Source organism: Corynebacterium sp. CCUG 51687 (genome assembly GCF_024453995.1).
GTDB classification, from domain to species: domain Bacteria; phylum Actinomycetota; class Actinomycetes; order Mycobacteriales; family Mycobacteriaceae; genus Corynebacterium; species Corynebacterium pseudogenitalium.
This window is the reverse complement of record NZ_JAGPYT010000002.1, coordinates 217,014-230,265: the sequence shown is the minus strand read 5'-3', so window position 1 is coordinate 230,265 and position 13,252 is coordinate 217,014. Positions and strand designations below refer to the sequence as shown.

Annotated in this window: 12 protein-coding genes; 6 read left to right on the top strand and 6 right to left on the bottom strand. The window is 62.6% G+C overall.

Annotated features, from left to right (window positions below; all coding sequences use genetic code 11):
- The first annotated feature begins 60 nt into the window (after positions 1-60).
- On the top strand, positions 61-1,146 hold the full coding sequence (locus KBX13_RS03230) for a trimeric intracellular cation channel family protein (RefSeq protein ID WP_256007742.1): 1,086 nt from the start codon (positions 61-63) through the stop codon (positions 1,144-1,146).
- Here KBX13_RS03230 and KBX13_RS03225 read toward each other — a convergent pair.
- Positions 1,143-1,832 (bottom strand): VIT family protein, encoded by a 690-nt coding sequence (locus KBX13_RS03225; protein ID WP_256020693.1) that lies wholly within the window; start codon positions 1,830-1,832, stop codon positions 1,143-1,145. The genes KBX13_RS03230 and KBX13_RS03225 overlap by 4 nt on opposite strands.
- An 88-nt stretch (positions 1,833-1,920) precedes the next feature.
- Between KBX13_RS03225 and KBX13_RS03220 the strand changes: the two genes are divergently transcribed.
- Complete coding sequence (locus KBX13_RS03220) at positions 1,921-3,192, top strand: D-alanyl-D-alanine carboxypeptidase family protein (RefSeq protein ID WP_256020691.1); 1,272 nt, start codon at positions 1,921-1,923, stop codon at positions 3,190-3,192.
- Here KBX13_RS03220 and KBX13_RS03215 read toward each other — a convergent pair.
- The 4 genes from KBX13_RS03215 to KBX13_RS03200 all read right to left on the bottom strand — a co-directional run bounded on the left by KBX13_RS03215 (position 3,152) and on the right by KBX13_RS03200 (position 7,089).
- Complete coding sequence (locus KBX13_RS03215; RefSeq protein WP_256020690.1) at positions 3,152-4,249, bottom strand: YhjD/YihY/BrkB family envelope integrity protein; 1,098 nt, start codon at positions 4,247-4,249, stop codon at positions 3,152-3,154. The two genes, KBX13_RS03220 and KBX13_RS03215, sit on opposite strands and share 41 nt — an antisense overlap.
- An 81-nt stretch (positions 4,250-4,330) precedes the next feature.
- Complete coding sequence (gene trpS, locus KBX13_RS03210; protein ID WP_070363004.1) at positions 4,331-5,338, bottom strand: tryptophan--tRNA ligase; 1,008 nt, start codon at positions 5,336-5,338, stop codon at positions 4,331-4,333.
- Between the two features lie 43 nt (positions 5,339-5,381).
- Positions 5,382-6,170, bottom strand: a complete 789-nt coding sequence (locus KBX13_RS03205; RefSeq protein ID WP_070363005.1) for a trimeric intracellular cation channel family protein — start codon at positions 6,168-6,170, stop codon at positions 5,382-5,384.
- 1 nt (position 6,171) lies between these two features.
- Complete coding sequence (locus tag KBX13_RS03200; RefSeq protein ID WP_256020688.1) at positions 6,172-7,089, bottom strand: exodeoxyribonuclease III; 918 nt, start codon at positions 7,087-7,089, stop codon at positions 6,172-6,174.
- A gap of 103 nt (positions 7,090-7,192) precedes the next feature.
- Here KBX13_RS03200 and KBX13_RS03195 point away from each other — a divergent pair, with 103 nt between their 5' ends.
- Positions 7,193-9,406: an NADP-dependent isocitrate dehydrogenase gene (locus KBX13_RS03195; protein ID WP_256020687.1), complete on the top strand. Its 2,214-nt coding sequence runs from the start codon at positions 7,193-7,195 to the stop codon at positions 9,404-9,406.
- A 217-nt stretch (positions 9,407-9,623) separates the two neighbouring features.
- Here KBX13_RS03195 and KBX13_RS03190 read toward each other — a convergent pair whose 3' ends face one another.
- Positions 9,624-10,484 (bottom strand): hypothetical protein, encoded by an 861-nt coding sequence (locus KBX13_RS03190; protein ID WP_256020685.1) that lies wholly within the window; start codon positions 10,482-10,484, stop codon positions 9,624-9,626.
- 54 nt (positions 10,485-10,538) lie between these two features.
- Between KBX13_RS03190 and KBX13_RS03185 the strand changes: the two genes are divergently transcribed.
- The 3 genes from KBX13_RS03185 to KBX13_RS03175 all read left to right on the top strand — a co-directional run bounded on the left by KBX13_RS03185 (position 10,539) and on the right by KBX13_RS03175 (position 13,247).
- Complete coding sequence (locus KBX13_RS03185) at positions 10,539-10,712, top strand: hypothetical protein (protein WP_256020684.1); 174 nt, start codon at positions 10,539-10,541, stop codon at positions 10,710-10,712.
- Positions 10,713-10,828: 116 nt separating this feature from the next.
- Positions 10,829-12,151 carry an O-acetylhomoserine/O-acetylserine sulfhydrylase gene (locus tag KBX13_RS03180; protein ID WP_256020683.1) on the top strand — a complete coding sequence of 441 codons (1,323 nt, stop codon included), beginning with the start codon at positions 10,829-10,831 and terminating at the stop codon, positions 12,149-12,151.
- A 1-nt stretch (position 12,152) separates the two neighbouring features.
- Positions 12,153-13,247, top strand: a complete 1,095-nt coding sequence (locus tag KBX13_RS03175; protein ID WP_256020680.1) for a homoserine O-acetyltransferase — start codon at positions 12,153-12,155, stop codon at positions 13,245-13,247.
- The last annotated feature ends 5 nt before the right edge of the window (positions 13,248-13,252 follow it).

Here is a 13,252-nt window from a genome sequence, read left to right as displayed (position 1 = left end):
AGCCTAAATTCCTGAGGCCGTCGAAGACGCCGGATTCTGGCACACGTAAAATGTGCCACCATGGACCAGGTCGATCCGTTAATCTCCGCTATTTATCGTTGGTTCGATGTATCCGGTGTCTTACTGATGGGCATCATCGGTGGCACAATCGCACGCCACCGTGGCTACGACATCATCGGGTTTTTCTTCATCGCGATGCTCTCCGCACTCGGCGGAGGCATGCTTCGCGACGTCCTCATCAACGAAGGCACCGTGGCGGCAATGAGCCAGCCGGAGTACCTCATCCTGGCTTTTACCGGCGCGGTGATCGCGCGCTTTACATACTTCAAAGGGCGCGCGTGGAGCGTGCTTGAAAGCCACGGCGACGCCTTCGTCTCAGCGCTGTGGGCGGCCACCGGGGCGTCGAAAGCCCTGACGTACGGGCTGCCGGTCCTGCCTGCGATCATGATGGGCGTGTTCACCGCGACGGGCGGCGGCATGATCCGCGACGTCGTCACCGGCCGCGAACCGAGTGTCTTCGGCAACAACCAACCAACGGTCATTCCAGCCGTGGCATGCTCTGTCATCGTCCTGATCGGGCACGCCACGGGCCACATGGCGATCGGGATGGTGATTGGCCCGATGGTGAGCTTCGGACTCTTCCTGCTCGGCTACTACGGAAACTGGCGGATCTCCACGAACTCCGAGTTCGCGCCGGTAAACCAGACCGCGGCACACCTCGCGGAACTGGCTCGGAAAGCGGAGCGTCGCTCACGCAACATCGCACGTGAACTCGAGCCGACCCGCGTGCGCTCCTGGCGCCACCGCCAAATGGAAAAGGCGCTCCAGCGCAGGATCGAATCGGAGGTCAAGCGCGGCAAAGGGCGTAAAGAGGCCGTGCACGAGGCAGACGCGTTCCTGCAGGAATTCACCTCCCAGTTCGAGGCGATTGATGCTGAGGACAAGCAGGATGTGACGGAGGAGGCGTCGACCGGCGAGTCGCTGCTCGACGGCATCGGGGTGGATCTCTCCGGCGATTCCTACGACGAAGACCGCAACCTTGATCAGACCGCCAGCAAGATGCTGGACATGATTCTGCAGGACGACAAACTCACCGACGAACTCATCGAGCGGCTGGTCAAGCAGTACGAAGCGCGAAACTCTTAGAGCGCCGCGGTGCCGAAGGCCCAGCCGGCGCCGAAGGTGATGGCAAGCCCAAGCCCGCCGCCGATGACCAGGCGCAACACGGCGCGCGTCACGCTCGCGCCACCGATGCGGGCAGAGATCGCGCCAGTTGCCGCCAGCGCCACGAGAGTCACAATGAACGTCGACGCCACACGCCACGAGTCTGGCGGAAGTAGCACCGCAGCAAGCGGCAGCAACGCACCGAGGAAGAAGGAAATGAACGACGCAATGGCCGCGGACCATGGGTTCGCAAGGTCGTCCTCGTCGATGCCGTAGTGCATTTCCAAGTGGGCCTTGATGGGGTCCTCGGCGGTGCGCTCCTTCGCCACCTTCAGCGCCGTCTTCGAGCTCAAACCAGACGCGACGTAGCCTGCGACCAGGTGCTCGAACTCCTCGTGCGGGTCCTCCTTGTGCAGCTCGAGCTCGCGCTCAATGAAGGCGTTTTCCATATCCCGCTGGGAGGACACGGACACGTATTCGCCGAGCGCCATCGACACCGCGCCACCGATCAGCGCGGCGATGCCGGCCGTAGCGATCGCGGGAACGTTCGGGGTAGCACCCGCGACGCCGACGACCACCGCGGCCGTCGAAACGATGCCATCATTCGCGCCGAGCACTGCCGCGCGCAGCTTGTTCAGCCGCTCATTCATGCCTTCAACCGCAACCATGCGCTACATCGTGGCTGAAACTACACACCCGCGCAACAAAGCGCAGCCTCACCAATATCGTGGGTGACCTGGCGTACGATAGCCTGCGATGAACACTGCAATACGCATCGCAAGCGCCGTGTGCGCGCCCCTGTGCCTGACTCTCGCCCCTGCCCCGCTTGCGCAGGCGGAGGATACGACGGTCACGACCACGGTCACACCCCGCCCCGGGTTTTACGACGACTACGGCAACTGGGTCCCCCCTGTCCGCCTCCATGCGCCGGACACGAACAATTGCGAGCGCTCCCTGTGGCCACCCGAGCCAGTATCGACGTCCGAGGCCCGCGAAACCGAGACGCTCCAACCACTCCCCGTAACCTACGAGGGCTCCTGCGGCATCGAGGCGCCCGAGGGATTCCATGTCGATGAGGGGGTGCTCGCGTCCGCGTGGCTGGTCGCCAACCTCGATACCGGCGACGTGATTGCGATGAAGGATCCGCACGGCAGGTACAGGCCGGCCTCGATTATTAAGGTGCTGCTCGCACTCGTGGCGATTGACGAGCTGCCCCGCGAGCAGCGCGTTGTGGTCAGCGAGGAATCCGCTGGCCAGGAGGGCTCCGCCGTCGGCATCGGGGCCGGCGGCGAGTACACCGTCAACGACCTGCTACACGGCCTGCTGATGGCCTCGGGCAACGACGCCGCCCATGCGCTCGCGCAGGCGCTCGGCGGTGACGACGCCACCCTGACGAAGATCAACGCGAAAGCCCGCGAGCTCGGCATGCTCGACACCCGCGCAACCTCCTACTCCGGGCTGGATCGGGCTGGGATGTCCACTTCGGCATGGGATATGGCGCTCGCCTACCGGGCCGCGTTTTCCAACCCGACGTTCGCCGAAATCGCAGACACCGCCTCCTACCCCTTCCCCGGCTACGGCGACATCCCGGGCTACGAGCTGTGGAATGACAACAAGCTCTACCTCAACGACCCAGACGGCATCGGCGGCAAGACCGGCTACACGGATGACGCGAACCACACGTTTGTAGGCGCAGTCGACCACGACGGCGTGCGTCTGGTGGCGGTAGTGCTGGACACCACGGTGGATAAAATGCGCGCGTGGCAGCAGGCGCAGGCGCTGCTCCACGAGTCCTACGCCTACGCCTCCGAGCGCTCGACCCACGTGGCGTCGCTGAACCCTGTCGAGGAAACGCCAACGACGACGCAGCAGCCGACTGATACCGATGCTCATAAGCCTGGAACAACAAAAAGCCAGGGAGGCATTCCCTGGCTCTCGATCGCGCTCGTCGGCGGAGTGCTGGTTGTGGCCGCACTCGCCGTCGCGCTTAGTCTCGCGTCAGCAAAGAAACGATCCCGACGCCAATAGCGCCAATCGCCGCACCCACGCCCAGCGCCTTGCCTGACGCCGAGGCGCTGTTCGCCGGATCCTGGTACGCACCCGCGCGCACGTTAATGATCGCGGACTCCGGCACCTCAACCGGCTCGAGCTCCAACGACTCCTCTGTAGTTGCGGTCCAGGCAGAAACGTAGAGCACAACGCGCCAGATGAGATAGAGCACCACCATCAGCACAATCACTGGGCCGAAGATCGCGCCGGCTGGGTTGCCCGTCGCCGAGCTGACGATCACGGTTGCGAACTGCTTCACCAGCTCGAACGCGACCGCGCCGAGCAGCGCGCCCTTCAGGCCGGACTTCATCGGCACCTTCGTGCGCGGCATGTACGTGACCATCCACCACATAACCAGGAAGTTCGCCAGCACACCGACCAACAGGCCGACGGCCCACACCACGAGGCAGGCCCCCGGGAAGTCACCGAGACCGAAGTGCTCCATCGCCTGCGAGGTCCAGGAGGATGCACCTACAGCGGTCACACCGAACGCCACGATGAAGAGCAGAATCAAACCGATCAAGCCCAACAGGTCCGTCAGCTTCTTCACGACGAAGTTTCCACCATCATTCGCGTCAAGGTTCCACATCGCCGAAACGCCGACTCGCAGGTTGTTCATCCATCCCAAGCCGGACCAGAGGGTTGTGAGCAAACCGACACCTGCGACGGCTCCACGCTGGTCGATCGCTGCCTGTAGCAACTCGTTGACGGTCTCGCCGAGTCCCCCTTCGAGGTTCTCAGTGATTTGGTCCTGCACCTGCTGCATGATGTCCGGGCGCCCGTTCAAAAACATACCGAGGGCAGCGAACAGCAACATCGCCAGCGGGAAGAGTGACAGTACCGAGAAGTACGTAATACCTGCTGAAAGCTGGTTTCCGCCCTGCGCGGAGAAACGCTCGTTCATCCGCATCAGGTGCCCGACCGCCGGAGCCTTCTTCGCAATCTCGTCCGCAGCGCCCTCTGTTTGCTGCTTCGTGGCGCGCTCAATGCCCTGCCGATCGGTGTACTCCGTCTGTGGCGACGTCGAAGTGGCCATCACAGTCCCTTCCCTACTTCTGGTTTGTTACGTTAAGCACACCATCGTAGAGGAAAGGTCCACCATCTAGCCACCGAATTGCTAGGCTCCCGCGAGAAAACCAACCTTCTCATACACGTCTTTTACCAACGGCGCCGCGATCTCGCGTGCGCGCTGCGCTCCGTCCGCAAGGATGCGTTCCAGCTGTCCACGGTCGTTCATGAGTTCGTCGTAGCGGGCGCGAAGTGGCGTCGTAAAGGCCTCAAGTGCATCGGCCGTGTCAACCTTCAGTGCGCCGTAGCCCTTGCCCTCGTAGCTGGCCACCAGCGAGTCGATCGGGGTGCCGGTCAGCGCAGACTGGATCACTAAGAGGTTGGAAACACCTGGCTTGTTTTCCTTGTCATAGGCGACGACGCCATCATCATCCGTCACCGCGGAACGGATCCGCTTCGCGGACACCTTCGGATCATCCAGCAGGTTAATCAGACCCTTGGGGTTCTGCCCAGACTTGCTCATCTTCGACGTCGGGTCCTGCAAGTCGTAAATCTTTGCCGAGCCTTCCGGAATCAGCCCCTCCGGCACAACGAACGTGGAGCCGTAGCGGGAGTTGAAACGCTCGGCGAGCGTGCGGGTCAGCTCAAGGTGCTGACGCTGATCTTCACCAACGGGCACAACCTGTGGCGAGTACAGCAAAATATCGGCGGCCATCAACACCGGGTAGGTGAACAGACCGACCGAGGTGCGATCCTGGCCCTGCTTCTGGCTCTTGTCCTTAAACTGCGTCATGCGGCTTGCCTCGCCGAAGCCGGTGAGGCACTGCAGCACCCAGGTCAGCTCCGTGTGCTCAGGCACATGCGACTGCACGAACAGAGTGGACTTCTCTGGGTCGATGCCGAGCGCGATCAGCTGCGCGCAGCCCGCGATGGTGCGCTCGCGCAGCTCCTTCGGATCCTGGTCGACCGTGATGGCGTGCAGGTCCGGGATGAAATAAAACGCGTCGTACCCGTCTTGCAGGTCAATCCACTGCTTCAATGCCCCAAGGTAGTTGCCGAGGTGGTAGGAATCTGCCGTGGGTTGAATGCCGGAAAGTACGCGCTGTTTTTTAGTCATGCCTACCTACTGTAGACCGGAACGTGCGCGTGCGGTACCTGCCCTATTCTTTTTCCTCTTTGTCGGTCTTATTGTTTGGCCGCGGGTCGGTTCGGCGCATGCGCTTGATGCCGCGGTAGACCTGGCGCGCCCCCGGCACCATCCGCGCTCGCCGGTAGAAGTAAGAGGTCAGCGCGTACTTCGGGTCGATCTCGGCGACGCGCTCGTCGTCGTACACATAGACCGGCAGTGACCAGCCACGCTTCAGGGAAACCAGGCGGATACCCAGCACGAGCAGCACGGTAACAATGACGTTGACCCACTCCGGGACCCTCGCCATCATCATGAGCCACCACGCCACGGTGCCAATCACCGCCGCCGACGCATACAGCTCTTTCCGGAACACCAGCGGCACACGATCGGAGAGGACGTCGCGAATGATACCGCCGGACACACCGGTGGTGATGGCGGCCACGCAGGCAATGATGAACCCGTGGCCGTTCTCAATCGCGATTCGAATACCAACAACAACGAACGCGGCGAGCCCGATGGCGTCGGCAACTAAGAAGCCGCGACGCAGCTGGTGCATCAGCCAACTAATGCGGACAGTCAGTACGGAAGCAACTACGACGAGCAGCAGATACTCGGGTTTTTCCACCCACACCATCGGGTAAATCCCCAGCAGCAGGTTGCGCACCGTGCCGCCGCCGAGCGCGGTCAACGCGCCGAGGGTGATGACCCCGAAGAGGTCCATGCGCATGCGGCCCGCGGACACGGCGGCGGTCATGGCCTCTGCGACGATGCCGATGATGAAGAGCGCCGTGATGAGCTGATCGGTGCTGACTGCGTCCATATTAAATGTCGTATTCCACGATGAGTGGGGAGTGATCCGACCAGCGCTGCTCAACCGTAGGCGCCTTTTCCACCCAGCTGCGCTGCGCGCGCTCGAGCATGGACTTCGTTGCGGCCTGGTAGTCGATGCGCCAGCCGGCGTCGTTGTTAAACGCCTGGCCACGGTAGGTCCACCATGTGTACGGCGCGTCCTCGGGCTGCAGGCGGCGCGCGACGTCGAACCACTGCGGGCTCTCATTCGCTTGTCGACGCCCCTCCGACTCATACTCCACCGCCCCAGCCCACCGGCTTGCTTCCTTGTCTTCGAGGTCCTGCGCGGCGTCATCCGGGAACGCACCGAAGACGGAGTCCATGAACGCGCGCTCGTCGGGCAGGAAGCCGGACTTCTTCCGGTTCGTCTTCCAGTTCTTCAAGTCTTCGCGGCGGTGGCAGATGTTCCAGTCGCCTGCGATCACCATGTCGGGGTACTTCGCGGGCAGTTCCTCGAGCACCGGGCCGAACTGGTCGAAGAAGCGGTACTTCTCGTCCTGCTTGGCCGTCTCCGCCGCACCCGACGGCAGGTAGAGCGATGCCACCCGCACACCATTTTCGAGCGTCGCCGCAATGAAGCGCCCCGCGTCCTCGAATCCTGAGATACCAACACTTACCTCAGATAGGGGGGTTCGTGAGAGAATTCCCACACCCGCGCGGCCTTTCGCGCCCGGAGTTTCTGCCGGGGCGACGGCGAGATACCACCCTTGCTCAAGCGCAGGCGCCAGCGCGAGCTCGGTTTGTTGCTGCGTTGCCCGCACCTCTTGCATCAGCACGACGTCGACAGACGAGGCGTCGAGCCATGCGTGCATCCCGTGATTAAGCTCGTTGCGGACCTTCGTGGCCGCGCGGATTCCGTTGACGTTGACCGAAGCAATGCTTAAAACCATGCCCATGACCCTACCTTTCCCCGCTAATACAAGACACGCGGTATGTAAAAGCTGTACGCTGTGGGTTTAGGCAACACATTTGACGCGATACTTAAGGAGAACCATGGCTCAAATCATTTGGACACGCACCGATGAAGCGCCACTGCTGGCAACCTATTCCCTCAAGCCAATCGTTGAGGCATTCGCCGCTCAGGCGGGACTCGATGTCACCACCGCTGACATCTCGCTTGCAGGCCGCATCATTGCGCAGTTCCCGGAGCGTCTCACCGACGAGCAGAAGATGGACGACGCACTTGCGCAGCTCGGCCAGCTTGCTACTACCCCCGAAGCGAACATCATCAAGCTTCCGAACATCTCGGCTTCCCTGGTCCAGCTGAAGAAGGCCATCGCAGAGCTGCAGGCCGCTGGCTTCGACCTGCCGGAGTACCCGGACAATCCTTCCACCGACGAAGAGCGCGAAGTACAGAAGCGTTACGACGCCGTGAAGGGCTCCGCCGTGAACCCCGTCCTGCGCGAGGGCAACTCCGATCGCCGTGCGCCGGAGGCCGTCAAGAACTTCACAAAGAAGCACCCACACTCGATGGGCGCGTGGTCGAAGGACTCCAAGACCAACGTTGCGACCATGGATGCTGGAGACTTCCGCCACAACGAGAAGTCCGTCATCATGCCGGCGGCCGATTCCCTGACCATCAAGCTGGTCGCCAATGATGGCACCGAGACCGTCCTCAAGGACTCCCTGGCTGTCGAAGCTGGCGAAGTCGTGGACGGCACCTTCATGTCCGCCAAGGCGCTCGACGCGTTCCTTCTCGACGCGGTCAAGCGCGCCAAGGAAGAGGGCGTGCTCTTCTCCGCTCACCTGAAGGCAACGATGATGAAGGTCTCCGACCCAATCATCTTCGGCCACGTCGTCCGCGCGTACTTCAAGGACGTCTACGACAAGTACGGCGAGACCCTTTTCGCTGCTGGCCTGAACGGCGAGAACGGCCTGGGCGCGATCCTCGATGGCCTTGCTGGCGTCGATAATGGTGAGGAGATCCGCGCGGCCTTCGAGCAGGCACTGAAGGACGGCCCGGCGTTGGCGATGGTCAACTCCCACAAGGGCATCACCAACCTGCACGTACCATCCGACGTGATTATCGACGCCTCGATGCCTGCGATGATCCGCACTTCGGGCCACATGTGGAACGCTGCCGACCAGGAGCAGGACACCCTGGCGACCATCCCGGATTCCTCCTACGCGGGCGTCTACCAGGCGGTTATCGACGACTGCCGCGCCAACGGCGCCTACGACCCAACCACCATGGGCACCGTGCCAAACGTCGGCCTGATGGCGAAGAAGGCTGAGGAGTACGGCTCCCACGACAAGACCTTCAAGATCCCTGCCGACGGCAAGGTCCAGGTTGTCAACGCCGCCGGCGACGTACTCATTGAGCACGACGTCGAGGCCGGCGACATCTGGCGCGCATGCCAGACCAAGGACGCCCCGATCCAGGACTGGGTCAAACTCGCGGTCAACCGCGCACGCCTGTCCGGCATGAAGGCCATCTTCTGGCTCGACGAGGAGCGCGCACACGACCGCAACCTCATCTCCCTTGTTGAGAAATATCTGCAGGACCACGACACGGACGGCCTGGACATCTCCATCTTGAACCCAGTTGAGGCAACGAAGGTCTCCGTCGAGCGCATCCGCCGCGGCGAGGACACCATCTCCGTGACCGGTAACGTCCTGCGCGACTACAACACCGACCTGTTCCCGATTCTGGAGCTGGGCACCTCCGCGAAGATGCTCTCCGTCGTTCCACTGATGGCTGGCGGCGGCCTCTTCGAAACCGGTGCTGGCGGCTCCGCACCGAAGCACGTGCAGCAGGTCCAGGAGGAGAACCACCTGCGCTGGGACTCCCTCGGCGAGTACCTCGCACTTGCAGAGTCCTTCCGCCACGAGAAGAACACCAAGGGCAACGAGAAGGCAGGCGTCCTCGGTGACGCGCTGGACCGCGCAACGGAGAAGCTGCTCAACGAAGGCAAGTCGCCATCGCGCAAGGTCGGCGAGATCGACGACCGCGGCTCCCACTTCTGGCTGGCACGCTACTGGGCCGAAGAGCTCGCCGCGCAGTCTGAGGACGCGGACCTGGCGGCCACGTTCGCCCCGGTTGCTGCAGCGCTGGCAGAGAACGCCGAGACCATCGACGCAGAGCTGCTCGCGGTGCAGGGCTCCCCTGCCGACTTGGGTGGCTACTACTGGCCTGAGGAGGCCAAGGTCACTGCCGTCATGCGTCCGTCGGCAACGTTTAACAAGGTGATTGACGGTTTGAAGTAAACCCTCGGTTTGATCGGCCCCGGTTGCTGCGTTTTCGCGGCGGCCGGGGTTTCGTTTACGGTTCTTAACCTGGCGCCCAGGATGGCAACCCCAGGATGGTAATCAGCCGAGTAACTGAGTCGACGGCGATCACCTCTACTCGGCTGATTACCATCCTCTGGTTACCATCCTCGGCGAAGAGCGGGCTGCGGGTGTGGTGGCGTCGAGAAGCAGGTACTCACCCGAGGGCAGCCCGGCGGCCAGCGATGGTGTCGCGGACCTCGCGGATGAACTGATCGGGGTACCGACGCAAGAACGACGGCGAGTAGCGGAGGAAGACATACCCCCTGTTGGCGATCATCTTCTGTCGCTCGAACTCTTCCTGCCGCGCGCGTTCGGCGTTGGGTCCCTGGTATTTCACGTTGCCGTCGATCTCGATGAGCAGCCAGCCGTCGACGCACAGGTCCGCGTAGCGTCCAGCCACTTCGTACTGCGTAAACAAAGGGCCGATCCCCGCCCGGATCAGCAGAGCGCGTGCGAAAGATTCGTAGGGCGAACCGGAATCCGCGACACAGTGCCGGATGCACTCCCGGACCACGGCAACGCCCTTTAGCCTGCCAAGTTGGGATGCCTCCCGTTCAAGAAGTTCAAACGTAAACCCACTACACCGAAGGTAGTCGGCAGCGACGAGCCCTTCGACGAAGCCGTAATGGCGGGCGATGTCAGCAAACGTTCGGAAACCGTTAGTAACCCGGTGGCCGTCGCGCAACGAGATTTCGTTGCTACGCAGCACCATGCGCCGAAACATTATCCCCTCCCGGTTTCGGCGAGATGGCGGGCTCCCCCTCGAAAGCAGACACAGTTCGACGGGTTCTTCCGTCGTACTGATCACCCAAATGCCGTGCATGCGCGCGGCCGATCTTCCGACCAACACCGCTTCCCTGCTCATCATCGCAGCAGCTTCGACGCGCAGCCACTGACGTTCGTGGAACCTCAGCTCTTTCCATCCCGTCTCTGCATACACAATGCTCGTGTCGAGCACCCGATACGGACCTCGGAGTTTGTCGAGTTCCTTGTGGGAAAGAACCCGCTTGTCCACAATCCCCCGCCGTAGCTCTTCCTTCCGTTCCTCCCACCGTTGCCGTTGTGCATTATGAGCTCTGTCAATCCCCATGTCTTTTCTGACGGCGAAAACCCGGTACCGGTTCCCTCCCGCCGCGAAGGCCTAGCCCGCGTTGCGCAGCGCGAAGGTTCACGAACGTACATCACCGTCACTATCGTCAACATGGTTGAACCAGCAAGTTGGCATGACTACCGCCCGGGGTGAGCGTGGCGCTGGACGCTCTTCACTATTCTATTTATATTCACATATATCGCCTGGTTAAACAGTATCGCTAGACAGCTTGGTTCACACGAAACCTACCAAGCGTTACATTGTTCCCCATGACTCAATACGACAACAGCAATACGAAAGACTGGTCCTTCAACACCCGCACCATCCACGCCGGACAGGCCGTGGACAGCGACTACGGGGCCCGCAACCAACCCATCTACATGACCACCTCCTACGTGTTCGACAACGCTCAGCACGCAGCAGACCGCTTCAACCTCTCCAACCCAGGCCCGATTTACACCCGCCTGACCAACCCAACCCAGCAGGCACTCGAAGACCGCATCGCGGACCTCGAGGGTGGCGTCGCAGCTACCGCATTCGCCTCTGGCATGGCTGCAGAGACCGCCGCCATCACGAACCTGGCGTCGGCAGGTGACCACATCGTCACCTCGCCTCGCATCTACGGCGGCACCGAGACCCTGTTCCAGGTGACGCTGCCACGCCTCGGCATCGACGTCACGTTCGTCGACAACCCTGACGATCCAGAGAGCTGGCAGGCGGCCGTCCAGCCGAACACGAAGGCGTTCTACGGCGAGACCTTCGGCAACCCGATCGCCGACGTCCTCGACATCCCGACCATCGCAGAGGTCGCGCACCGCAACCAGGTGCCACTGATTATCGATAACACCATGGCCACCGCTGCCCTGGTCCGCCCACTGGAGCTCGGCGCGGACATCGTGGTCGCTTCCACTACGAAGTTCTACACGGGCAACGGCGCAGCTATCGGCGGCGTCCTCGTCGACGGCGGCAAGTTCGACTGGACCGTCGAACGCGACGGCAAACCGGTCTTCCCGTACTTCGTCACCCCGGACCCGGCGTACCACGGCCTGAAGTACGCGGACCTCGGCGCACCGGCCTTCGCCCTGAAGGCTCGCGCCGGCATCCTGCGCGACACCGGCGCTGCAATCTCCCCGTTCAACGCGTGGGTTGCGCTGCAGGGACTGGACACGCTCAGCCTGCGCGTGGAGCGCCACAACGAGAACGCACTGAAGGTGGCAAAGTTCCTCAGCGAGCACGACAAGGTAGCCAAGGTGAACTTCGCCGGCATCGAGTCCTCCCCGTACTACGCGGTCAAGGAGAAGCTCGGCCTGCGCTACACCGGCTCGGTCCTCTCGTTCGAAATCGCAGGCGACAAGGACGACCACACCAACGCTTGGAAGTTTATCGACGCCCTCAAGCTGCACTCGAACCTGGCGAACATCGGCGACGTCCGCTCCCTGGTGGTTCACCCGGCCACAACGACGCACTCCCAGTCGGACGCGGAGGGCCTGGCACGCGCCGGCATCTCCCAGGCAACCATCCGCCTGAGCGTCGGCATCGAAGACGCCGACGACATCATTGCGGACCTCGAGCGCGGATTCGCAGCGATCTAAGATGCCCAACCTGGCGCCTGAAGGCGAGCTGCAGAGAGTCCCAATCGGCGACTACACCACAGAGGCGGGAGCCACCATCCAGGACGTCCACATCGCCTACCAGCGGTGGGGGCAGTTCCGGGGTGACCCGAAGGGCGAGAACAACATCCTCCTTGTTGAGCACGCCTTAACCGGGGACTCCAACGCCGCTGAGTGGTGGGGCGGGGCGATCGGCCCCGGCAAAGCACTCGACACCGACACTTGGTGCGTGATCTGCACCAACGTGATCGGGTCCTGCTACGGCTCGACTGGCCCTGCGAGCACGCATCCCGACGGCGCCGCGTGGGGGTCCCGCTTCCCCGCACTTTCAGTCCGCGACCAGGTCCGCGCCGAACGCACCTTGTTCACCCAGCTCGGTATCCACCGTGTGCATGCCATCATGGGGGGCTCCATGGGCGGGGCGCGCACCCTGGAGTGGACGCTGCTTTACCCCGAATCTGTCGGCTACGCCTGCGTCATGGCGGTCTCCGCGCGCGCAAGCGCCTGGCAGATCGGCATCCAGGAGGCTCAGATTTACGCCATCGTGCGCGACCCCAACTGGCACGGCGGCGACTACTACTCCACCGGCACCTCCCCCGATGAGGGGCTGGCCGCCGCCCGGCGCATCGCGCACCTCACCTACCGCGGTGAGCTCGAAATCGACGAGCGCTTCGGCACCAGCGCCCAAGACGGCGAAAACCCACTCGGCCCCTACCGCGAGCACGACCAGCGCTTCGCTGTGCAAAGCTACCTGGACTACCAGGGGCAGAAGCTCGTCAAGCGTTTCGACGCCGGCGCCTACGTCACACTCACTGAAGCCATGAACCGCCACGACATCGGTCGCGGTCGCGGAGGCCTGAACAAGGCGCTGCACTCGTCGACGGTGCCGACGATGATTGTGGGCGTCGATACGGATATTTTGTACCCCTACCACCAGCAGGAACACATGTCCCGCAACCTCGGGAACCTGCTGGGGATGCACAAGCTTTCATCCCCTGTCGGCCACGACGCGTTTCTCGTCGAGGCCCGCCAGATGGACAACATCTTGCGTAACTTCATCGCGCTGACCAGCGCCTAAGATCC